Genomic DNA, 21,609 nt, shown 5'->3' with positions numbered 1-21,609 from the left:
CTTGCTAAGGCCGTCGCAGATGGCAGCCGGCCTGCCGCTTCTGCGCCAGATATTCGTCGACAAGCTGGCGGTAACGCACCTTGCCGAAGCTCGGAAAATGGCCGCCATGCACGACCGCGACATCGAGGTCGCGCATGCCGAGCAGCGTCGCCATGTAGTCGGAAATATCCGAGTGGTAGACGTCGTCGATCAGCGGGCCGTCATAGATGATGTCGCCTGAAAGCATGATACCGGTCTTCTTCTCGTGGAGCGCGATGCCGCCGGGCGAATGGCCGGGCGTGTGGATCACCTCGAAGGCACGGTCGCCGAGATCGACGACATCGCCATGCGCGAGCAGGCGGTCGGCCGGGGCAGGCGGGACGTGGTAGTTCGCCGTGTTCCAACCTTGCGGCATCCCGTCGAACATCTCGTCGGTCGCGTAGGTGCCGGCAGCCGTCCATTCGTTGCGCGGATCGGCGAGGATTTCCGCCTCGGCGGCGTGCACGCAGCGGTCGGGAAATTCGTGATGGCACCCGATATGATCGAAATGCGTGTGGCTGGCGACGCAGGTCAGCTTGCGCTCCGTCACCAGCGGTACATGGCGCCTGAGGCTGAAATGGCCGAGGCCGGTATCGAACAGGAGATCACGGTCGCGGCCGCGCACATGCCACATGTTGCAGCGGAAGAACGGCTTGATCCACGGCTCATGGATCAGCGTCACGCCATCGCTCATGCGGATGGTCTCGTACCAGTCCGGAGCTCCGATGACCGGAAGCGTGCCCATGTTCAGTCCATCAACAGGATGATCTGGTCGGTATCGCACGAAACCGCAACCGTGTCGCCCGGCTGGACTGCCGCCCATGCCGGGAGCCTGGCGATGAACTGCAGCGAAGGGTCTTCGACGGAAACCGCCAGCACGCGCTTGAAGCTCCCCTGGAAGACGACGTCGCTGACCTCGGCGCTACCAAGCCTGACACCGCCGCCGGCCGCGCCGAGGACGAGGTGCTCCGGTCGTATGGCGAGCCCGACAGCCGAGCCCACCGGCAACGCGCTCGGCAACGAAACCTGCCCGACCGGCGTCGCGACAGTGCTGGTCCTGTCACTGGCCTCCGTGACGGTGCCAGCCAGGATCGTGCTTTCGCCCATGAAGGTGGCGGAAAAGCGCGTCGCCGGCCTGGCGTAGACACGTTCAGGTGGCCCTTCGTCCTCGATGCGCCCGTCATTCATCACCACGCAGTGGTCGGCGAGCGCCATCGCCTCTTCCTGGTCGTGCGTAACATGGATGAAGGCGGTGCCGACGCGCTTCTGGATCGCCTTCAGCTCGTCCTGCATCTGGCGCCGCAATTTCAGATCGAGCGCGCCAAGCGGCTCGTCGAGTAAAAGCACCGCCGGTTCGATCACCAGCGCACGCGCCAGCGCCACGCGCTGCCGCTGGCCGCCGGAGAGCTGGTGCGGTTTCTTGTCGAAAGAAGAGGCGAGGCCGACCAGCGCCAGCGCCTTGCGCGCCCGTGCGGCCCGCGTCGAGCCATCGACGCCCTGCATGCGCAGGCCGAAGCCGACATTGCTGCCGACGCTCATATGCGGGAACAGCGCGTAATCCTGGAACACCGTCGTCGTCGGGCGTTTTGCCGGCGGCACCGAGGTGCAGTCCACGCCGCGGATGAAAACCTTGCCTTCGCTCGGGGTGACGAAGCCGCCGAGAATGGACAGCAGCGTCGTCTTGCCCGAGCCTGACGGTCCGAGCAGGATGGTGTAGCTGCCCGGTTCGATCTTGAGCGAAACGCTCTTGAGCACCGTCTGTTGGCCGAAGCGATGCGAGACCGAGTCTATGTCGACCAAAGGCGCGGTCATGCTTTTCTCCGGCGCAGCAATGTCAGTTCGAACAGCACGACCAGCACAATGGAGACGGCAAAGACCAGCGAGCCGACGGCGTTGGTCTTGGGATTGAGGCCGGAGCGCAGCAGGTTCCAGATTTCCACGGGCAAGGTCGTGTCGAAGCGGGTCAAAAGGAAGGAGATGACGAACTCGTCCCAGGAGAAGGTCATCGACAGGAAGAAGCCGGCGAATATGGCAGGCGCCATGACCGGCACGGTGATCAGGAGCAGCACCTTCCATTCCGGCGCGCCGAGGTCGCGCGCCGCCCGTTCGATGTTGATCTGGTGGTCGCCCATCTGGCTATAGATGATGGCAAAGCACAGCGGCAGGTTGATCACGACATGGCCGATGCCGGCGGCAAGCAATGATTTCGGCACGCCGGCCCAGTTGAACAGCACCAGCAGCCCCATGCCGATGATGAGATAGCTGACCGTCAGGGGTAGGGTGATCAGTCCGCGCAGCAGGCCGGAGCCGGGCAGGACGAAGCGGGCGAAGCTCCAGGCGGAAAGGAAGCCGAGCGTGACGGCGGCCAGCGACGAGATCGAGGCAACCAGCAGCGAATTGACCAGCGCCGAGGTCAGCCGTGTGTCCGAGAGAACCGCGTCGTACCAGCGCAGCGACGGGCCGGTGAAGGGCGGGATCGGAAAGGAGGTCGACTGGAGCGAGAACAGGACCAGCACGACCACAGGCAGGAAGATGAAGCCGTAGACGGCTAGCGCATAGAGCCAGGATACGATGCGGACAATCCTGCGCATCTCACGCCCGCTCGATCTTGAGCCAGCGGGCGCAGGCAAGATAGGCGATGGTGACCACCGCCATGAGGATGATCGACAGCGCCGACGCCAGCGGAAAGTCGCCGCGCCGGCCGATCTGCATCATCACCAGCTGCGGCATCAGAAGCTCGTTGTTGCCGCCGAGGATCTGCGGCGTGATGTAGTCACCGATGCACAGCACGAAGGTGAGGAAGGCGCCGACCATGATGCCGGGCAAGGTCAGCGGCAGGATGACATGCAGGAAGGTGCGCACCGGCCCGGCGCCGAGATCGGCGGCCGCCTTGCGATAGCTCGGGCACAACTGCTTCAGGTTGGCGAAGATCGTCAGCGTCAAAAGCATGACGAAGAAATGCACGAAGCCCGTGACGGTGGCGAAACGTGTGTTGGCGAGTTGCAGGGGTTCGGCGACCACGCCGATGCCCGTCAGTGCCCGGTTGATGACGCCGTTCTGCGCCAGTACCAGCAGCCAGGAATAGGAGCGCACGACATAGGAGGTCCAGAATGGCAGCACGGCCAGCATCAGCGCCAGCCTTTGCCAGCGTTCCGGCACCTGTTCGGCCAGGATCCAGGCGAAGGGATAGGCGAGCAACACCGAGACGACTGTGACGATCGCCGTCACCTCGAGCGAATTCACCATCGCCTGCCAGTAGGAAGGGTTGGTGAAGAACTGGCTGTAGTTGGACACCGTGAAGCCGCTGCCCTCATGCGCCGTCAGGCTGGACAGCCCCATGGCGATGAAAGGCAGCACGAAGAACAAAAGGGTCCAGCCGAGCGCCGGCGTGACCAGCGCCCAGGGCAGGGCGCGGCCCGCCCGTGGCAAGGCACGCCCGTTGTTTGCAGCGGTCATCAGCGGTGATCGCTCACTTTGCCTGCAGCATTTCGGTCCACATATCCTGCATCTTCTTGTCGAGGTCGGCGTTCGGCGCCGGGTAGGCCTGGGCGCGGGCGAGGAAGCCCGGCTGTTCGTCGAAGCGCAGGATCTTCTTCTGGTCGTCGGTCAAAGCCGCCTTGGTGTTCGCCGCCATGCCCCAGTAGCAGGACGAGGTGGCAAGCCGCGCCTGGCCCTCCGGGCTCATGATGTACTGGATGAATTTCAGCGCCATGTCCTTGTTCTTGGAATCCTTGAACATGGCCAGCGACTGCGACCACAGCACAGCCCCTTCCTTTGGGATGGAGAAGTCCAGCGCCGGGTTCTCCTTGGCCAGCCCGGCCGTCACCCATTCGCCGCCGCCAACCAGTATATCAACCTCGCCGGTCGCCAGCGCCGTCTGGCTGGCGGTCACCTCGCCGACCAGCTTGGCATTGGCCTTCATCTTGAGAAGCTCGTCCTTGAGGGCGGGCAGGTCGGCTTCGGTCAGATCAGCCGTCTTCTTGCCGATGGCGAGTGCGGCCATGCCGATGACCGGCAGATAATAATCGTAGATGGCGACCTTGCCCTTGTATTTGTCGCCGGTCAGCGCCGCCATCGACTGCATGTCGGCCGGGTCGACCTTGGTCTTGTTGTAGCCGATCGTGTTGTAGCCGAACTTTTCGGTGATGCCGTAGCGCTTGCCGCCGACCACGGTGGAGCCGTCCATCTTCACCTGGGGAAACATGTCCGCCAGGGGCAGCTTGTCGTCGGGCAGCGGCTCGAACAGGCCCTTTTCGACGCCGCGCGGCACGTCGATCGAGTCAATCACCATCACGTCCCAGTCGCCTGGCTGCGACTGCTCGACGATGGCGAGCCCGGCGCCGGTGCCCTCGAACTCCTTGACGTTGACCTTGACGTTGTTGGCCTCCTCGAAGGGCTGCAGAAGTGTGGGATCGGCATGATCGCACCAGATCAGCGCGTTGAGATCGGCGCCTTGCGCGACGCTGCCCGCACCGAGCAGCAGCGCCGTGGCGGCGCACGCGGCGTGCAGGTGGCTCTTCAGGATGGAAAGCGGATTCCGGGATGCAGATTCAGCGGACATCGAGTGTTCTCCCCTGCCTTTGTGGCTTCTTGTAAAAAATTGAACCAATTCTAAAATTGAGTCAATTCTGTTTTTATGGCAAGAGACTGATATGAGCGGATTGCGGGCAAGGCAAAAGGCGGATCGCCAAAGGCGCATCATCGAGGCGGCGGCAGAGCTTTTCCGCGAGRCTGGCTATGAAGGCGCCAAGATCGAGGCGATCGCCGAGCAGGCCGAAGTCTCGGTTGGCACGATCTACAATTACTACCAGAACAAGGGCGACATCCTCGGCGCCATCGTCTCGCTCGAAGTCAACGAGGTGCTGAATGCCGGGCAAGGTGTCGTCGCCAAGCCGCCGGCCAATGTCGGCGACGCGCTGGACACGCTGATCGGCATCTATATCGAACACTCGCTGCACTATCTCAGCAAGGAGATGTGGCGGCAGGCAATGGCGATCTCGACGCAACTGCCAGACAGCCCGTTCGGCCAGGCCTACACCGCGCTCGACCGTTCGCTGACCGAACAGATCCGCGCGCTGATCTCCCGCCTGCAGGCGCTCGGCCTGGTGCGGCAGGACATCGACGGGGCAGCACTCGGCGAACTGATCTTCAACAACATGAACATGATGTTCATCGAGTTCGTGAAACGCGACGAGGCGAGGATATCGGAATTGCGCGCCGCGATACGCCGGCAGAACCGGATTCTGGTGGCGGCGATTGCGGTCTGATTGTCAGGAGCAGGCAGCAGAATCGATTTTTGGACCAAGCCGCGGCTCAACCCCCTTGAGTCGAATCTGAAATCTGCTACAACCCATGAGTGTATTTCTAGGGGAGGGGTGAATGCAGTTTTCCATCTGGCATTGGGCAATACTTCTGTTGTTGATCGGAGTGCCCGTCTTCTTTGCGGTTCGATCTGCCTACAAGCCCGTCCAGAATCCGGCGGAGCTCGTCGGAATTGGAGGGTGGCTGATGCTTCTCGCGATTGGTCAGGCCATGGCTCCATTGCGTACGCTCGCCACATTGGGTTCCTCGAGCGATGGTTACAACCAGCTCATGCTGGTGCCGAACGGACCCATGGTGGTCTACGGCGAGGTTGGGCTGGTGCTGGCATTTCTGGTGCTTCAAGTGGTCGTGCTCGTTGCCATGCTGAGGCGGAGCCTAAGGTTCAAGCAGCTCTTCCTCACCCAATGGCTAGCAATCCCGGTGGTATTCATCCTGGACGCGATCTGGGTTTCCACGGTTTTCGGCGTCCCGGCTGGGCAAGTGGTCACCGGAGAGGCGCTTGCGACGTCCATAACCTCGTTTGTCCTGGTCGGACTCTGGGTCGCCTACGTCTACAGATCGGTCAGGGTGCGCAACACGTTCACCAGAGTGAAAGCGTCCGCCCAGGTCGCGAACGCGGCATAGAAGCGGGGCAATTCGAATATTTTGGAGCGCGAGCGCTCTCGGTCATTCCTGAAACCGCTCGCTGATCCCGTCGCAAAATGCTAGGATAAGCAGCAGTCAAACCGTGCTGCCATTTCATCAATGCTTAGAATTTCGGGAACTCTTCTCCATGGCGGGTCGACCCGTGCGCCGGTTGAGCTTCGTCCCGATTTTGGCGGCGGCCATATTCGACACGGTGTTCAACGGCCGAGCCTCGAAACATGGGAACGTGTCTCGCCGCCGACGACCATTGACGGGCTTGTTCGAGAACTGCAGCGCCAATTTCCCCATATGGCCATACATGCGACCGGCGGAGTGCGGACGGTCCGCCGCCAAGCCGAATTGATGGCGGAGCGGCGGCTTTCGAACCGGGCGCAATTCCTGAGGGTATATCGTCAAGCCCAGCATATTACCGAGATGGACGAGTGGGTCACTCAACATCCTCGCGCTACCCGATCGCAAACGACCGAGGCGTTCGAACAGATAATACACCGAGCTCGCGGACGCGGGGCTCCGGTTAGCAACCATCTGGATGACCGCGCCCGCGATATTTCCATTCCACATGGAAATCCTCACGAGCAAGCCGAAGTGCACCGCGCGCTGCAAAATTGGGGTGCACACGTCATCCTGGAAGGAGATGCAACCGGCGGGCCGCATTGGCACGTGGACTACACGCCACAAGTCGGGCCACCAATGGGGCGCAGGCCTTGATCGAGGTGCTGCGGCAAGAACGGCGGCCCAAAGCGCTGAAAATGCCTAAGGCTCTGAGACTATTAAATGAATTGACATATTGCCGGGAAGCTGGTGCCCCCGGACGGAATCGAACCGCCGACCTTCGGTTTACAAAACCGCTGCTCTACCAGCTGAGCTACAAGGGCACGGCGCTCCGGTTAGCATATTTGTTGCGCCAGTAAAGACAAAACTCCATTTTCGGTTACCCGGCATCGAGTGGACCGCCGGGGAGGGGCATCCTGAAAAGCGCCAAATCGCTTCCTACATATCTGGCAGGTGCAATCGCTTCGAGCAGGGGTGCCGCATGATCAGGTTTGTCATCATTCTCCCCATCATCTTGGTAGTCTGGATGCTGCTGGTGAAAATCATCAGCGATGTGAAGAAGGCCAATGTCGACTGGACCGGCGTCACCACCATCATCGGCTTTATCGCACTCGCCTTCTGGCTTCGCCATGTCACCGGCATGGGGTGAGCGGTAGGGAGTAGCGAATAGCGAATAGTCCAGGTGGCGAGTGCGGCTCTTTCGCTACTCGCTACTCCCTATTCGCTATTCACTCGCCTTCCGGCGCCGCCGAAAAATCTCCGAAACCTTTCGAACCATTTGCCGCACCGCGCCGACTGATGGTCAGAGGCGAATGGGTCGCCTCGATCAAGGATCCAGGAGATCATCATGTTCAAGCGCACTCTCACGTCAGGCCTCGTTGCCATTTTCGTCGCCACCGGCGCGCTCGCCGGCACCGTCGGCACGTCGTCAGCCCACGGCATGCATTATCACCATCATCATTACAGGCATTTCGAGCATTGGTGGTGGCACCACAACCATCATCATCACCACCACCATGGCCGGGTGATCATTTTCCTTTGATGGAGGGACCCAATTCCCCAAAGGGCGGCTTCGGCCGCCCTTTTTGCGTTATGCGCCAGGTCGCTGAGCCCCCGGCCTCGACACCAAGGTCCAGACTTCCGTCGATACGCGGAGGCATAGCGCCGGCAGGCCTCCACACTGGTTGATTTCTGCGGCTCCAGGAAAATCGAAAAAAGTTTCGAACCTTTCTCCTTGCCGTCACGACAGATGATCAAGAGGCGGATGGATCGCCTCGTTCAACGAAGCAAGGAGATCATCATGTTCACGCGCACAATCGTTTCCGGCCTCATCGCCACCACCGTCGCCGCCACCATGCTGGTCGGCACCGTCCAGCCCTCGGCCGCGCATTCGCATCATCACCACGACCTCGGCATCGGCATCGCCGCCGGCGTTGGCGGCTTTGTCCTGGGCACCCTGCTCGCCCAGCAGCCCCGCACCGTCTATGTCGACGAAGACGGCGGCTCGTGGCACGTCCGCCGCTGCTTCGACCGCTACGGAAGCTACGATCCGGACTCAGACACCTATGTCGGCTACGACGGCTACCGTCACTACTRCCGGCTCTGAGAGGGGTGGCGTCTCAATCAACTGCAGGAGGGGCGCCCCCGCCGCCCCTCTTTGCTGTTCGCAAGATGTTCGGGGGGAGGGGGATGGGATCGGGTCCCGGCCGGGTACCGAGGCCTTGATTTCGAGACATTGCGGCGAGACAACGATCCGATGAAGACAGCAATCTATGCCGTTCTCGCGATCGCCACGGGAGCCGGCGCGTTGCTGTTCGCGCTCGCGTGGCATGACCGCTACTGGTTGTGGCGGGATTGCTTCAACGAACTTGGCCGCTGCTACAATTCCGAAAGCGGCGAGGTTTTTCTTGAACAGGCCGGGCTGGTGTGGGGCATGTTCGCCATCGGCTGTCTGCTTGCTTGCCTGTTCTTTGCCCGATTGGCCTACTCGCGGAGTTGAGTCTTCCCGCGCCGCATCAGGCTGAGAGAGCGCCGCCGATCATCCTGGTCACCTCGGCCGCGGCATCGCGCACCAAAGGGCCGATCTCGGCCAGCCGCTCCGGCGTCACCCGCACTGTCGGCCCCGAGACCGAGACACCACCGATCGGCTCGCCGAATTCATTGAAGATGGCGGCTGCCACGCAACGCATGCCGGGGTGCCGCTCCTCGTCGTCCACCGACCAGCCACGCCGTTTGATCGTTGCTAGGTCATGGGCAAGGGCGGGAATGTCGGAAAGCGTCCTGTCGGTGAAGCGCTGCAGTCCAGCCTTGCGCAGGATGGTGCCGACACGCTCCGGCTCAAGATGCGCCAGCACTGCCTTGCCGATGCCGGACGCATGGAACGGGCTGCGCGTCCCCGGCCGGAAGAAGGCGCGGATCGCCTGGTGCGTCTCGACCTGGCTGACAAAGACCACGCAATCATCCTCGGCAACGCCGAGATTGGCGGTCTCGCCGGTCCTTTCCATCAACTCCTGCATGACGATACGGGCGCGGTCGACCAGCTTGCGGCGGCGCAGGAACGCCGCGCCCATGCGGTAGGTCTCGACGCCGATCGACCAGAGCTGGTCGCTGGTGTCGAATTCGACCATGCCGTGGTTTTCGAGTGTCGTCAGCATGCGGTAAGCGGTGGAGGCGGCAAGGCCGCTTTGCGCTGATATCTCGCTTAGGGACAGGCCGCTGCCTTCGGCGACAATGGCTAGGATGCGCAGTGCCCGGTCGAGCGACTGGACCGAAGTCGGCTCGGATGGCCCGTTGAAGGCGCGCGGCCGACCGCGCTGGCGTTTCTCGGTGGTTTCCATGGCCGCATTGTCGGCAATTCGGCGCAATAGGCAATGAAAAAGTTTTTCATTGTGCGAGGCGGTGAAATCGGTGGAAAACGAAAAGCCGTTCAAATTCATTGGCTAATCGCCGTTTCCTATAAATGAAAAAATATTCTGAAAAAATTGAAAAATAGCCGGCTTGGTGACATTCTCAGCCATCCAACAATGACAACCCCTGTGGAGGGCCGGAAAATGGCCAGGATGCGCGCTGTCGATGCTGCGGTTCTCGTTCTCGAAAAGGAAGGCATTTCCTGCGCTTTCGGCGTGCCGGGCGCGGCGATCAACCCGTTCTATTCGGCGATGAAGGCGAGGGGAACGATCCGCCATGTCCTTGCCCGCCACGTCGAGGGCGCCTCGCATATGGCGGAAGGTTTTACCCGCGCCAAGGCTGGCAATATCGGCCTGTGCATCGGCACCTCGGGCCCGGCCGGCACCGACATGATCACCGGGCTTTATTCAGCCGCGGCGGATTCCATCCCGATCCTGTGCATCACCGGCCAGGCGCCGCGTGCGCGGCTGAACAAGGAGGATTTCCAGGCGGTCGACATCGCCGCCATCGCCGCGCCGGTCGCCAAATGGGCGGTCACCGTCATGGAGCCCTATCTGGTGCCGATGACGCTGCAGAAGGCATTCCACCTGATGCGCTCGTCGCGGCCGGGGCCGGTGCTGATCGACCTGCCGGTCGACGTGCAGTTGGCCGAGATCGAGTTCGACATCGATGCCTACGAGCCGTTGACGCCGTTCAAGCCGGCAATGACGCGCGCGCAGGCCGAAAAGGCGCTGGCGATGCTCAACGCGGCCGAAAAGCCGCTGATCGTCGCCGGCGGCGGCATCATCAACGCCGATGCATCGGATCTGCTCATCGAATTCGCCGAGATTTCAGGCGTGCCGGTCATCCCGACCCTGATGGGTTGGGGCGCCATCCCCGACGACCACCGGCTGATGGCCGGCATGTGCGGACTGCAGACCTCGCACCGCTACGGCAATGCGACGATGCTGGAGGCAGACTTCGTCTTCGGCATCGGCAACCGCTGGGCCAACCGCCACACCGGCTCGGTCGACGTCTACACCAAGGGCAAGAAATTCATCCATGTCGACATCGAACCCACTCAGATCGGCCGTGTTTTCGCGCCGGATCTCGGCGTCGTCTCGGATGCGGGCGCCGCGCTGAAGGTGCTGCTCGACGTCGCCACGGAGTGGAAGACGGCGGGCAAGCTGCGCGATTGGTCGGGCTGGGCGAAGGAGTGCCAGGGCCGCAAGAAGACGATGAAGCGCAAGACGCATTTCGACCAGGTGCCGCTCAAGCCGCAGCGTGTCTACGAGGAGATGAACAAGGCGTTCGGCCGCGATGTCACCTATGTCACCACGATCGGCCTGTCGCAGATCGCCGGCGCGCAGTTCCTGCATGTCTACAAGCCGCGCAACTGGATCAATTGCGGCCAGGCCGGCCCGCTCGGCTGGACCTTGCCGGCAGCCCTTGGCGTCCGCGCCGCCGATCCCGACCGCACCATCGTGGCGCTGTCGGGCGACTATGATTTCCAGTTCATGATCGAGGAACTGGCGGTCGGTGCGCAGCACAAGCTGCCCTATCTCCATGTCGTGGTGAACAACGCCTATCTCGGGCTGATCCGCCAAGCGCAGCGCGGCTTTTCGATGGATTTCGAGGTCAATCTCGCGTTCGAGAACATCAACCGCTCAGGCGATCCCGAGGCCGGCTATGGCGTCGACCATGTTGCCGTTGCCGAGGCGATGGGCTGCAAGGCGGTCAGGGTGCGCAAGCCCGAGGAATTCGCCGCCGCTTTCAAGGAAGCGCAGCGGCTGATGAAGGAACACCAGGTTCCGGTCGTGCTCGAATTCATCCTCGAGCGTGTCACCAACATCTCCATGGGCACCGAGATCGACAAGATCACCGAATTCGAGGACCTTGCCGAACATCAGGAGGACGCCCCGACAGCGATCGTGATGCTGGATTAGATCAGCGGAAAAGGAGAAAAAGAAATGCCGCGTTTCTCAGCCAATCTTTCGATGCTCTTTGGCGAGCATGAGTTCCTCGACCGTTTTGACGCGGCTGCCCGCGCGGGCTTCAAGGGCGTTGAATATATCGGCCCCTACGATCACGCGCCCGAGGTGGTCGCCGCCCGGCTGAAGAAGAACGGCCTGACGCAGGTGCTGTTCAATCTGCCGGTGGGCGACTGGAGCAAGGGCGAGCGCGGCATCGCCGTGCTGCCGGATCGCGTGCCGGAATTCCGCCAGGGCATCGCCAAGGCGATCACCTACGCGCAGGCGCTCGGCTGCGAGCAGGTCAATTGCCTTGCCGGCATCGCGCCCGCGGGCGCCGACCGCAAGGTGCTGGAGGACGTCTTTGCCGAAAACCTCGCCTTTGCGGCGGAAAAGCTGGAGCAGGCCGGCATCCGGCTGCTGATCGAGCCGATCAACACCCGCGATATTCCCGGCTTCTTCCTCAACTACTCCGACCAGGCGCTGGCGCTGATCGACCGTATCGGTTCGAAGAACCTGTTCCTGCAATATGACATCTATCACATGCAGATCATGGAGGGGGATCTCGCCCGTGCCATCGAGGCAAACCTCGGCCGCATCGCGCATATCCAGCTTGCGGACAATCCCGGCCGTCACGAGCCGGGGACGGGCGAGATCAACTATCCCTTCCTCTACGAGCATATCGACCGCATCGGCTATTCCGGCTGGGTCGGCGCGGAATACAAGCCGAAGGCCGGCACAGAGGCCGGGCTGGATTGGTTCAGGGAACTGGCCGGGCAGGGAAGCGCGGCGGCTTAGCTGCCGACGCTGAAGCTGCCAATCTCCCCACCCGTGGGGGAGATGGCCGGCAGGCCAAAGGGGGGCGCGAGGGAACGCAGCCTCGACAAAGATATACTACGGAGAAAAACAATGGAAACCATCGGTTTCATCGGCCTCGGCATCATGGGCGCGCCGATGGCGGGGCATCTGCTGGATGCTGGCTATACGGTCATCGCCAGCGACCATCGCTCGAAGCCGCCGGCTGACCTCGTCGCCAAGGGACTGAAGTCAGTCTCCGGCCATGCCGCGGTGGCCAAGGCGGTCGATATCATCATCCTGATGGTGCCCGATACACCACAGGTTGCCGATGTGCTGTTCGGCGACAACGGCGTTGCATCCGGCCTGACCAAGGGCAAGCTGGTGATCGACATGAGCTCGATCTCGCCGATCGAAACCAAGGTGTTCGCCAGAAAGATCAATGAGCTGGGCTGCGACTATCTCGATGCGCCGGTYTCGGGCGGCGAAGTCGGCGCCAAGGCGGCGWSSCTGACSATCATGGTCGGCGGCGAGGACAAGGCGTTCGAGCGCGCCAGGCCTGTGTTCGAGAAGATGGGCAAGAACATCACCCTGGTCGGGCCGAACGGCGTCGGCCAGACCACCAAGGTGGCCAACCAGATCGTTGTCGCGCTGACCATTGAAGCTGTCGCCGAAGCACTTGTTTTTGCATCGAAAGCCGGTGCCGACCCGGCCAAGGTCAGGCAAGCGCTGATGGGCGGGCTGGCGGCCTCGCGCATTCTCGAAGTGCATGGCGAGCGCATGGTCAAGCGCACCTTCGCGCCGGGCTTCCGCATCGAGCTGCACCAGAAGGACCTCAACCTGGCGCTGGAAGGGGCAAAAGCACTCGGCGTGTCGCTGCCCAACACCTCGACCACGCAGCAGCTGTTCAATTCCTGCGCCGCCAATGGCGGCGCCAGGGAGGATCACTCGGCGCTGGTCAGGGCCCTGGAGCGGATGGCCAATTTCGAGGTTGGCGGCAACGCAGCCGAAATCAAAGGCAAGGCGGCATAGGTCAGGAGAGGGCGGCGCAACGTTCCCAAGCCGCCAACTCGTGACTGTCGAAGAGCGGGCTCCTGCGTCTGTCGCCGGAGCCCGTTTCGCATTTCGAGATGTTTGGCGTGAGGCTCAGCCGCGCTTCAAGAATGCCCGCGCCGCATAGAGGCTGATCGCCGCAGCGTTCGACACATTGAGCGACCGGATGGCGCCGGGCATGTCGAGCCGCGCCAGCGTCGTCACGGTCTCGCGCGTCTTCTGGCGCAGGCCCTTGCCCTCGGCGCCGAGCACCAGCGCTATTCTGTCACCGGCAAAACTCGTTTCGAGTTCCGACGGCCCGTCCGAATCGAGCCCGATGGTCTGGAACCCGGCCTCGTGCAACTGGCCGAGCGCGTCGGCGAGGTTCTTCACCTCGATCTGGTCGATATGCTCCAGTGCGCCGGAGGCCGATTTTGCCAGCACGCCCGTTTCCTGCGGGCTGTGGCGCGCGGTCGTGATCAGCGCGCCGGCGCCAAAGGCGACCGCCGAGCGCAGGATGGCGCCGACATTGTGCGGATCTGTGACCTGGTCGAGCACCAGCACCAGTCTGGCATCGCCAAGTGCATCAAGCCGCTTCGGCTTCAGCGGTTCGGCCTCGATCAGCACGCCCTGATGCACGGCGTCCGAGCCGGTGACCTTGTCGATATCCCTGGGTTCGACCAGTTCCGCCTTGAAAGGCAGGGCGGCGAGATCGGCGATTTCCAGGCGCTCGGCCGCATTGCGCGTCACCAGCATCTTTCTGATCTTGCGGCGCGGATTGTCGAGTGCCGCCCGCACCGTGTGCAGGCCATAGAGCCGCACAAGGCCGTCCGCGGCATGTTCGCCGGGCGGAACCGGCTGCCGGGGCCTGAACGCCGGTGCGCCGCCGCTTTTCTCGTCGCGATAGGCGCGCCGCAACTTCGCGTAGTGGGTGTCTTTCGGGGTGTTGGTTTTGTCGCTCATGGCCGGCTTCTATAGCCGTCTCCTCAGGCCAAGGATATGGCTCGTCGCCGCAGCCGGCGAACAACATCGAAAAACGCCGGTTGCGCGGTTGACACCCAATGGCCTTGCCGCCATAAGGCGCTTCGCTGGTTTCGGAGAAGACTTAACTCGGGTCCGGATTGGCGTGAATGCCTCGTTGCATGGCTCCGGCGGCAGAACTGGAGAGGTGCCCGAGTGGTTAAAGGGGACGGACTGTAAATCCGTTGGCTTAGCCTACGTTGGTTCGAATCCAACCCTCTCCACCACTGCCGGCCCGGAAGCCCTGAAACGCGAAAGCATCGGACCGAAAAGTGCATGGCGCTTTTCGGGGGAATCCGGTACTTCAGTGCAAGGCGCGGGTATAGCTCAGTGGTAGAGCAGCAGCCTTCCAAGCTGAATATGCGGGTTCGATTCCCGCTACCCGCTCCATTAACCATTTGATATTTATACAAACTTTTTCCTAGGATCGATAGTGCCGTGTCACTGCGCCTGTCAGTGCTGCGCTGTTATTCCTAAAAGTCCGCTGCAGATATTCAGCTTGCTAACCTTACCCTCGACAGAAGGCGGCACTGACGTGCGCGAAATAGGTGGAAGCTCCCTTCTGCTCATCTGCCAGAATGAGCAAACAGAAGCGGCCATCCGCCTCTAGTTCTCAGACGACCGCCGTGGGCCGTCCATTTGTTGTGTGGGGAAGAGCGATGGCGGACGTTGCACCTCCAAGGTCCGATGTCGTGAGCTGACCCGATCTGGTCATTCCCGCCGCATTTCGGTGTCTCCAAACGGACACTCAGCCAAGTCGGCGCTGTTGACCTAAGCGCACGCTCGCGTCCGACGCGGGACTAGAATAGGCTGCAGCGAAGCCGCTTGATCGACCGGGGAGGGCGCAGGCAAGTATGGAGCGAAGGCTTACCGCGATACTTGCTGCCGATGTGGTTGGCTACAGCCGCCTCATGGGCGAGGACGAGGTAGGCACACTCGAGCGATTGAAGGGTTGCCGTCGCGAACTGGTCGACCCCGCGATCGAGGAATTCCACGGCCGCATTATCAAGCTCATGGGCGACGGCGCGCTCGTCGAGTTCGCCAGTGTCGTCGACGCCGTCCATTGCGCTGCCGTGATCCAGCGCCGAATGGCGGAGCGCAACAAGGGCACCACTGATGCCCGGCAGATCCGGTTTCGCATCGGCGTCAATCTCGGCGACGTCATCGTGGACGAAAACGATATCTACGGAGATGGCGTTAACATCGCCGCTCGCCTCGAGGCTATGGCCGAGCCAGGCGGAGTCTGCATCTCCGGCACCGCATTCGATCATGCCGTCCACAAGGTGGACGTCGGCTTTGCCAGTCTGGGAGAGCAGCGCCTCAAGAATATCGCCGATCCGGTTCGCGCCTATCGACTCTTGCTCGATCCCGCGGCATCGGGAAAGGTCACGGCCGCGCCCCACCGGCCGCGCCCGCGCGTCATGATCCTGGCGGGCGCCGCCGTCCTGGCGATTGCCGCGATTGCCGGCATTTTTGCGTGGCAGAAGTTCTCGGTGCCATCGCGGCCATCGGTTGCCGTGCTACCGTTTGCAAACCTCGGCGGCGATCCAGGCCAGGACTATTTCGCTGACGGCATCACCGAAGATCTGATCACCGACCTCACCAAGCTTTCCGGTCTGGACGTCATCGCGCGCAACTCGGTGTTCGCCTACAAGGGCAAGCCTGCAGCGCTGGCGGACGTCGCGCGCGACCTTGGCGTCCGCTTCGTCGTCGAGGGGAGCGTCCGCCGCACCGGCGAGCAGATCCGCCTCAATGCCCAGCTCATCGATACGACAACGGGCGACAATCTGTGGGCCAACCGGTTCGATCGCGGTATGGCCGGCGTGTTTGGCGTCCAGGACGAGATGAGCCGGGAGATCGCCAAGGCGCTCGGCTTGCAACCGTCAACGGTGGAAAGCGAGCGGATGGCGCGTCCGCCGACCGAAGATCTAGAGGCGTACGACTACTATCTCAGAGCCGAGCAGGCGGTACGCACCGGAGGACGGGCCGGGCTGCGGGAGTCGCTTCCGCTCTACGACAAGGCGGAGGAGCTCGACCCCGCCTTTGCCGAAGCCTTCGCGGCGGATGCAAGCACGACAGTCTATATCTGGCGCGAATCGTTCAACGACATCATGCAGAGCGCGCCCGCGCGCAAGCGCGCCTATGAGAAGGCAAGCCGTGCGCTGCAACTCGACCCGGACCTTTCGTCGCCTTATGCGATTCTTGGCATCATGCAGGTCGTGGATCGCCGCTACCAGGAAGCCATCGCTTCGGCCGAGCGAGCCGTCGCACTCGGCCCTGGCGATGCGGAGACGCAAATAGCTCTAGGATACGTGCAACTGTTCGCCGGCAATCATGCCGAGGCAGCCGCAGCGGTCGAGACAGCGCTCAGGCTCGATCCCAACCTTTCGGCCATCAACCGGCAAATTGCCGGTCTGGTCTTTCTTGTCCAGGGCAGCAACGAGAAGGCGATCGAGGCGCTCGAACGCACGCGAGACGATGCGCCGTCGGTCGGAGATTTCAGAATTACCCTCGCTGCCGCCTACGTCCGCGCCGGCCGCTTGCAGGATGCGAGGGCGGCGATCGCCGAGGGACTAGGTTCCATGTCGACACCGGGGTTCGATTCATTGTCGGCAGTGCGGCTCAACGGTGTCCAATATCGTAACCCCCGGGATTCGGCTCTCATCATTGACGCGCTGCAGCAGGCGGGCTTGCCCGAATGGCCGTTCGGCTTCACCGCCGACCAACACGACCAGTTGAAGGGAGGCGAGATTAACGCCCTCGTCCTAGGCCATACCTTGCAAGGTCAACTTGAGCCCGGTCTCCAGCCAGCCATCCTGCAGGTCGGAAAGGACGGCAAGGCCGCGTTCCGCTCGACGACGCGACTGGTCACCGAGACCGTCTATGTCGATGGCGATCTATTGTGCGAGCAGAGTGAGAATATGTTCGGGCGCCCCGACTGCGGACCTGTCTACAAACGCCGCGACGACGCCGGCAACGGCTATTCCTTCGTCAACTCAAGCAAGGTGTTCCACTTCGCGGTGGTTCAGTAGATGCACGCGTCTCAGTGATACTTGTCGAGCTCCAAATTGGCCGCGACCTTCGGCCAGTTGGCATCGGCTTTCGGTATATTTTCAGCTGCATGCGCGGCGAAATCGTTCGCATTGCCGACGTCGTAGATCAGGTAGAGCTTGCCGTCGATAATCTTGAATGCTTCCGGATCGACATTGATCGTGACCCCTCCACCCACGACTTCGGCAGCACAGTAGCCGCCATATTGAGGAGCGTACTTGACCGGTTCGCTCATGAACATTTCCAGGTGTTTCTTGCTGGCGAAATGCCAGGGTGTCCCCAGCCAGTCATAGGTGAACTCTTCGGAGCCCTTCACGGCCTTGCCGTCAGTGAAGTAAGCTACCGTGTCGTAGCCCATGATCGCCACACCGCCGAAATAGCCGGTGTTTACCGAATCGTCGGCCCAGGCCGATCCCGCGCCGGCGACCGCAGCTACCGCGACTAGGGCAGCCGCCCCCAAATTCCGAACCAGTCGTGACTTGATCATCGTGCTCATCTGCATCCTCCGTTAATCGTGGATCTCTGCGCACTTCGCCGCGTTCGCCTCGCCAAGGATCTTGGCTTGGCAGGTAGCACCATGGCGTTTGAACAGTCGTATGATATCCGTGTTGCCCTTCCAGAATGCGCGCGTTGTCGGCATGTAGCCATGACCCTCGGGATGGTTCACATCGGCACCTTTCGCAATAAGGAATTCCGCCAGTTCAACGTGGTTTTCCTCGCCGGCCACCAACAACGGCGTAGCACCCGCCTTGTTGGCGGTATCGTCGAGCACCGCGCCTTTTTCCAGCAGCAGCCTGGCGATCGGCAGGCTGCCCGAGAAGGCGGCCGCATGTAGCGGGGTGAAGCCGCCCGAGTTCCGGGCCATGACGTCGGCCCCCTTGCTCAGCAGGAATTCGGCGATTTCCGGCTGGTTATCAAGGGCTGCAGCGATGAGGAGGGTTGCCCGGTCGCGCGCCCGACTATCGACGTCGGCACCGCTCGCGACAGCTTGCTCGACACCCACTTTGTCGCCGGCAGCTATAGCGTCGAACAACACGTCGCCCGCCGCTGCATCGGTCGCGGCAAGCGCCAATACGACAAGTATCAGCAGTCCACGCATCAGTATCGATATCACGCGCAAGGACAGCGTACAAGTTCGGGACGACGGTGCTCCGCACGTGGCAGTTTGGCGTTGCCCGGAAAATGGAATGTTCGCTTGGGATTACGCCAAGAACGACCGGACTTGGCGCAAAGCTGTCTGTTGCCTCTGCTCCATCGATGTCCGCTTTTGGTGAATGGACGGGACCGTCGTAGTGTCCGAAATGCGGCGCAAAGCGATCATGCGCACCTTCGCCTGCGAGAGTCTGCTCCGGGTCAAAAATCGGTCTTTCAGGGTGACGGTTTGACCTTGGAGTGTTCACCCAGACAGACCACTGTGTTTGAGGTATGCCCCAATCATTTTGCATGAGGTTCTGATGACACTACGCCGCACAATTCTGCCCGTTTTTGACAAGGTGAGTGACACGGCCTGTTGATTTCATTACATTCTTGGAAGTCTCCCAAGCTGAATATGCGGGTTCGATTCCCGCTACCCGCTCCAGACCTCCGTCCGCACGATCTCCGGGTCGAAACACCGCGCGGCAAGCCGCGCAGCGCTCCTCCACTGTGCAGATGTCTGCGCCCGCGCTAGCTGTTGAACGCGGACGCAACCTGATGCTGCTGTGGCACCTGGCCGTTCGGCGTCAGCTTGTCGATGACGCCGGGCAGGGCCGTGGATAGCTGCTTGAGCAGTTCCTGCTCGTCCATCCCCGTCCGCTGCGCGATCTCGTGAATGACCTGCGGCCCGAGTGCGGCGCCGAGATCATTGGCGTTGATCGACTGGTTCTGCCCGGTGCCGACCCAGGAGTCGGCGACATTGCCGTGGCCGGCATCCCTGAGCTTGTCGAGCAGGCCGCCCAATCCGCCGAGCAGGCCGCCGTCGGCGGAGGTCGTTCCGGTGGAAGCGGGTCCGGTCGGGGCCGGGGTCTCGGTCTGGTCCGGTTGTTCGGCACTTCTGCCGCTCAGCATTTTTCCGACCAGCAGCGCGCCAAGCGCGATCATCAGCGGTTTGGTGATGTTGCCGCCTGGAACGGCGTTGTCAAAAAGTCCCATAGTGGATCCTCCATAACGACAAGCCCAACACCTCCTCAACAATGGGGCGTGCGGGCGGAATTTCAAGCTGGCTTGAGCTTTTGACAATCGTATGAAAATGTTGGCTGGCGGGGGGATGGAGAGGAAAAAATGTCAATCATCAGCTGGATCATACTCGGCGTCATCGCCGGCTTCCTGGGCAGCAAGATCGTCAACAAGAGCGGCCAGGGCATTTTGATGGACATCGTGCTCGGGATCGTCGGCGCCATTGTCGGCGGCCTGATCTTCAGCGCCTTCGGCGCGTCGGGCGTCACCGGCCTCAACATCTACAGCCTGATCGTCGCCGTGATCGGCGCGGTGGTCGTGCTGTGGGCCTACCACCAGTTCAGCGGAGGACGGGCGTAGGAACAAAGAGGTAGAGCGGTTCTGCGTTTCCGTGAACGATGAACCACTCTAAGCCCTGGAATCTGAAATTTCGAATTTCGCTAAAGACCAGCTCCGGGCCGGTACGCGATACCAGCCTATGGCATCAACACTGCGTCTGCTGCTGCGAAAAAGATCAGCGTTCCCGCAATAAACACCGCCCAGCCGATGAGCGACTTGCGGATGGCGGCCTTGTGCTCGGCGTCGGAGTTCCTGTTCTGGTCAAAATCCGTCATGGGGAAACTCCCTTGGCTGATTGATCATGGCGTCCTGGATTGGACGGTCTTCGCCGATTAGACGATCTTTTTCGGCTCGGCAACAGCGCGCGGAAAGACGTGGGTGAGCGCCCTCTTGACCTGCTTGGCTGGGGCTAGGCGACGACGGTCAGTCGGCGCTTGCGCTGGTCCAGCGAGACGATGGCAAGTCCGCTGCCCACAACCAGCAGGATGCCGCAGACCGCCAGCGCATTGGGGAATTGCCCGAACACCAGCAAGCCCGAAATGACCGCCCAGACGGTGAAGCAATAGTAAAACGGCGCCACCGCACTGGTCGGCCCGACGCGATAGGCCATGAAGATGAAGAAGTGGCCGAAGATCAGGAAAAATCCGGCGCCGGCCATCAGCAGCAGATGGCGCGCCTCGGGCATGACCCAGCGCTCGGAAACCAGATGCGCGGCGCCGGCGCCGACCAGCACCACCACGACGGCGGAGATCGCCACGATCATCCCCGGCACCTCTGCTGTAACCCGCCGGCCGGCAAGGTCGCTTGCCGCCGACAGCGTCGCGTTGCCGAGCGCCAGCAAGGCGTAGACCGAAATGCCTTGCATGGTCGGTTGCGCCACCATCAGCGCGCCGATGAAGCCGAGCCCGATCAGCGCCATGCGCTGGCCGCCGATCCGCTCGCCAAACAGGATCGAGGAGCCGACCAGCATCAACAGCGGCGTGATCTGTCCGAGTGCCGTCGAATCCGCGATCTGCATGTTGGCGAGCGCCACCACGTAGCAGAGGATCGCCGCCAGCTCGAGCAGGTTCCTGCGCAGCACGTGCCTGTCGAAGATCAGCGGAATCTGCTTGCCATAGCCCAGCGCGAACAACAGCGGGAAACCCCAGAGCGTTGCCGCCGCACCGCGCAGAAACAGCACTTCGTAGGACGGCAGGCCCGATGTCGCGAGTTTCATCATCGTATCGTTGACGAGATACGATCCGGTCGAGACGATCATGAACAGGGGGCCGCGGATGGCGGTCGGAATGAAATGCATCCGGCGAGGAAATCAGACCTCGATGACGACCGCAATGGGCCATGACCTGGCGGTGAATCGGACAGCATCGGGCAGGCAAGACAGCGTTGTGGCGGCTTCGATCGACAGGCCTGCCACCCATTTCATTTTGTCTCGTCCGTTCCTATATCAGCGCCTTATCCCCGCAATCGGATCAATGGTTCGGACTGAGTGAGACGGCACCCGGCCAAAAGACGCTTGTGTTTTTTGGCCTTTGTCGCTAATCGCCCCGCATTCGACTGAACTGAAGGTCCAGGCCGTCCAAGGAAAGAGACTATGGCAAAAGGTAAATTCGAGCGTAACAAGCCTCATGTGAACATCGGCACGATTGGTCACGTTGACCATGGCAAGACGTCGCTGACGGCGGCGATCACGAAGTATTTTGGCGAATACAAGCGCTATGACCAGATCGACGCGGCACCTGAGGAGAAGGCGCGCGGCATCACGATCTCGACGGCGCATGTCGAATACGAGACGGCCAACCGCCACTACGCTCACGTCGACTGCCCC

General features: G+C 61.9%; 24 protein-coding genes and 3 tRNA genes. 14 read left to right on the top strand and 13 right to left on the bottom strand.

The features are described 5' to 3' along the window. Window positions 1–4 precede the first annotated feature (4 nt). From AC1DZP_RS25170 to AC1DZP_RS25150, 5 genes are read right to left on the bottom strand one after another with little or no spacing between them, the layout of a single operon-like run. The gene (locus tag AC1DZP_RS25170; protein ID WP_477306123.1) at window positions 5–763 is read right to left on the bottom strand and encodes an MBL fold metallo-hydrolase; all 759 of its coding nucleotides are present in this window, start codon (window positions 761–763) and stop codon (window positions 5–7) included. Between the two features lie 2 nt (window positions 764–765). Next, window positions 766–1,830, bottom strand: a complete 1,065-nt coding sequence (locus AC1DZP_RS25165) for an ABC transporter ATP-binding protein (RefSeq protein ID WP_477306121.1) — start codon at window positions 1,828–1,830, stop codon at window positions 766–768. Next, window positions 1,827–2,609 carry an ABC transporter permease gene (locus AC1DZP_RS25160; protein ID WP_477306119.1) on the bottom strand — a complete coding sequence of 261 codons (783 nt, stop codon included), beginning with the start codon at window positions 2,607–2,609 and terminating at the stop codon, window positions 1,827–1,829. The genes AC1DZP_RS25165 and AC1DZP_RS25160 overlap by 4 nt, the downstream gene beginning before the upstream one ends. Window position 2,610: 1 nt before the next feature. Then, window positions 2,611–3,474 (bottom strand): ABC transporter permease, encoded by an 864-nt coding sequence (locus AC1DZP_RS25155; protein WP_477306117.1) that lies wholly within the window; start codon window positions 3,472–3,474, stop codon window positions 2,611–2,613. 13 nt (window positions 3,475–3,487) lie between these two features. After that, window positions 3,488–4,579, bottom strand: coding sequence for a polyamine ABC transporter substrate-binding protein (locus AC1DZP_RS25150; protein WP_477306115.1), 1,092 nt, complete (start codon window positions 4,577–4,579; stop codon window positions 3,488–3,490). A 91-nt stretch (window positions 4,580–4,670) separates the two neighbouring features. On the opposite strand from AC1DZP_RS25150, the gene AC1DZP_RS25145 reads away from it, so the two are divergent. Beyond that, a complete protein-coding gene (locus AC1DZP_RS25145) occupies window positions 4,671–5,285 on the top strand; it encodes a TetR/AcrR family transcriptional regulator (protein ID WP_477306113.1) in 615 nt (204 codons plus the stop codon). 112 nt (window positions 5,286–5,397) lie between these two features. Further along, window positions 5,398–5,964, top strand: coding sequence for a DUF2569 family protein (locus AC1DZP_RS25140; RefSeq protein WP_477306111.1), 567 nt, complete (start codon window positions 5,398–5,400; stop codon window positions 5,962–5,964). An 820-nt stretch (window positions 5,965–6,784) separates the two neighbouring features. Here the strand turns inward: AC1DZP_RS25140 and AC1DZP_RS25135 are convergent. Further along, window positions 6,785–6,860: transfer RNA gene (locus tag AC1DZP_RS25135), tRNA-Thr, on the bottom strand. Between the two features lie 158 nt (window positions 6,861–7,018). Between AC1DZP_RS25135 and AC1DZP_RS25130 the strand changes: the two genes are divergently transcribed. The 4 genes from AC1DZP_RS25130 (at window position 7,019) to AC1DZP_RS25115 (ending at window position 8,536) form a co-directional block, all read left to right on the top strand. Beyond that, window positions 7,019–7,186: a hypothetical protein gene (locus AC1DZP_RS25130; protein WP_095090676.1), complete on the top strand. Its 168-nt coding sequence runs from the start codon at window positions 7,019–7,021 to the stop codon at window positions 7,184–7,186. 198 nt (window positions 7,187–7,384) lie between these two features. Beyond that, a complete protein-coding gene (locus AC1DZP_RS25125) occupies window positions 7,385–7,579 on the top strand; it encodes a hypothetical protein (RefSeq protein ID WP_457152129.1) in 195 nt (64 codons plus the stop codon). 258 nt (window positions 7,580–7,837) lie between these two features. Further along, window positions 7,838–8,143: a BA14K family protein gene (locus AC1DZP_RS25120; RefSeq protein ID WP_477306109.1), complete on the top strand. Its 306-nt coding sequence runs from the start codon at window positions 7,838–7,840 to the stop codon at window positions 8,141–8,143. A gap of 150 nt (window positions 8,144–8,293) precedes the next feature. Further along, window positions 8,294–8,536: a hypothetical protein gene (locus AC1DZP_RS25115; protein WP_457152127.1), complete on the top strand. Its 243-nt coding sequence runs from the start codon at window positions 8,294–8,296 to the stop codon at window positions 8,534–8,536. A 16-nt stretch (window positions 8,537–8,552) separates the two neighbouring features. Here the strand turns inward: AC1DZP_RS25115 and bhcR are convergent, their stop codons facing one another. After that, entirely contained in the window at window positions 8,553–9,374 is an 822-nt protein-coding gene (gene bhcR / locus AC1DZP_RS25110) for an HTH-type transcriptional regulator BhcR (protein ID WP_477306420.1), read from the bottom strand. Between the two features lie 213 nt (window positions 9,375–9,587). Between bhcR and gcl the strand changes: the two genes are divergently transcribed. The 3 genes from gcl to AC1DZP_RS25095 all read left to right on the top strand — a co-directional run bounded on the left by gcl (window position 9,588) and on the right by AC1DZP_RS25095 (window position 13,220). After that, window positions 9,588–11,369, top strand: coding sequence for a glyoxylate carboligase (gcl, locus tag AC1DZP_RS25105; protein WP_095091669.1), 1,782 nt, complete (start codon window positions 9,588–9,590; stop codon window positions 11,367–11,369). 24 nt (window positions 11,370–11,393) lie between these two features. Continuing rightward, window positions 11,394–12,191 carry a 2-oxo-tetronate isomerase gene (otnI, locus tag AC1DZP_RS25100; protein ID WP_477306106.1) on the top strand — a complete coding sequence of 266 codons (798 nt, stop codon included), beginning with the start codon at window positions 11,394–11,396 and terminating at the stop codon, window positions 12,189–12,191. Between the two features lie 111 nt (window positions 12,192–12,302). Further along, a complete protein-coding gene (locus AC1DZP_RS25095) occupies window positions 12,303–13,220 on the top strand; it encodes a 2-hydroxy-3-oxopropionate reductase (RefSeq protein WP_477306104.1) in 918 nt (305 codons plus the stop codon). Between the two features lie 114 nt (window positions 13,221–13,334). On the opposite strand, the gene AC1DZP_RS25090 is transcribed toward AC1DZP_RS25095, so the two are convergent. Then, entirely contained in the window at window positions 13,335–14,183 is an 849-nt protein-coding gene (locus AC1DZP_RS25090; RefSeq protein ID WP_477306102.1) for a TrmH family RNA methyltransferase, read from the bottom strand. Between the two features lie 199 nt (window positions 14,184–14,382). Here AC1DZP_RS25090 and AC1DZP_RS25085 point away from each other — a divergent pair. The 3 genes from AC1DZP_RS25085 (at window position 14,383) to AC1DZP_RS25075 (ending at window position 17,272) form a co-directional block, all read left to right on the top strand. Next, window positions 14,383–14,467, top strand: a tRNA-Tyr gene (locus tag AC1DZP_RS25085). 89 nt (window positions 14,468–14,556) lie between these two features. Then, window positions 14,557–14,630: transfer RNA gene (locus AC1DZP_RS25080), tRNA-Gly, on the top strand. Between the two features lie 464 nt (window positions 14,631–15,094). Beyond that, complete coding sequence (locus AC1DZP_RS25075; RefSeq protein WP_477306100.1) at window positions 15,095–17,272, top strand: tetratricopeptide repeat protein; 2,178 nt, start codon at window positions 15,095–15,097, stop codon at window positions 17,270–17,272. An 11-nt stretch (window positions 17,273–17,283) separates the two neighbouring features. Here AC1DZP_RS25075 and AC1DZP_RS25070 read toward each other — a convergent pair whose 3' ends face one another. The 3 genes from AC1DZP_RS25070 to AC1DZP_RS25060 form a co-directional block, all read right to left on the bottom strand. Continuing rightward, complete coding sequence (locus AC1DZP_RS25070; RefSeq protein ID WP_477306098.1) at window positions 17,284–17,787, bottom strand: YHS domain-containing (seleno)protein; 504 nt, start codon at window positions 17,785–17,787, stop codon at window positions 17,284–17,286. Between the two features lie 12 nt (window positions 17,788–17,799). Continuing rightward, window positions 17,800–18,390: an ankyrin repeat domain-containing protein gene (locus AC1DZP_RS25065; protein WP_477306096.1), complete on the bottom strand. Its 591-nt coding sequence runs from the start codon at window positions 18,388–18,390 to the stop codon at window positions 17,800–17,802. A gap of 566 nt (window positions 18,391–18,956) precedes the next feature. After that, the gene (locus AC1DZP_RS25060; RefSeq protein ID WP_457152121.1) at window positions 18,957–19,421 is read right to left on the bottom strand and encodes a YidB family protein; all 465 of its coding nucleotides are present in this window, start codon (window positions 19,419–19,421) and stop codon (window positions 18,957–18,959) included. A 129-nt stretch (window positions 19,422–19,550) separates the two neighbouring features. Here AC1DZP_RS25060 and AC1DZP_RS25055 point away from each other — a divergent pair, with 129 nt between their 5' ends. Then, window positions 19,551–19,805, top strand: a complete 255-nt coding sequence (locus tag AC1DZP_RS25055) for a GlsB/YeaQ/YmgE family stress response membrane protein (RefSeq protein WP_095091667.1) — start codon at window positions 19,551–19,553, stop codon at window positions 19,803–19,805. Window positions 19,806–19,921: 116 nt separating this feature from the next. Here AC1DZP_RS25055 and AC1DZP_RS25050 read toward each other — a convergent pair whose 3' ends face one another. Both AC1DZP_RS25050 and AC1DZP_RS25045 read right to left on the bottom strand, forming a co-directional pair. Continuing rightward, the gene (locus AC1DZP_RS25050) at window positions 19,922–20,059 is read right to left on the bottom strand and encodes a hypothetical protein (RefSeq protein WP_477306094.1); all 138 of its coding nucleotides are present in this window, start codon (window positions 20,057–20,059) and stop codon (window positions 19,922–19,924) included. A gap of 134 nt (window positions 20,060–20,193) precedes the next feature. Continuing rightward, complete coding sequence (locus AC1DZP_RS25045; RefSeq protein WP_477306092.1) at window positions 20,194–21,081, bottom strand: DMT family transporter; 888 nt, start codon at window positions 21,079–21,081, stop codon at window positions 20,194–20,196. Window positions 21,082–21,375: 294 nt separating this feature from the next. Between AC1DZP_RS25045 and AC1DZP_RS25040 the strand changes: the two genes are divergently transcribed. Beyond that, a partial coding sequence (locus tag AC1DZP_RS25040; protein WP_477306090.1) for a GTP-binding protein occupies window positions 21,376–21,609 on the top strand: 234 nt, incomplete at its 3' end.

This window comes from Mesorhizobium sp. P2_F8, assembly GCF_056403655.1.
Note: the sequence above shows the minus strand (reverse complement) of the source record. Positions and strands in the feature narration are given on the sequence as shown.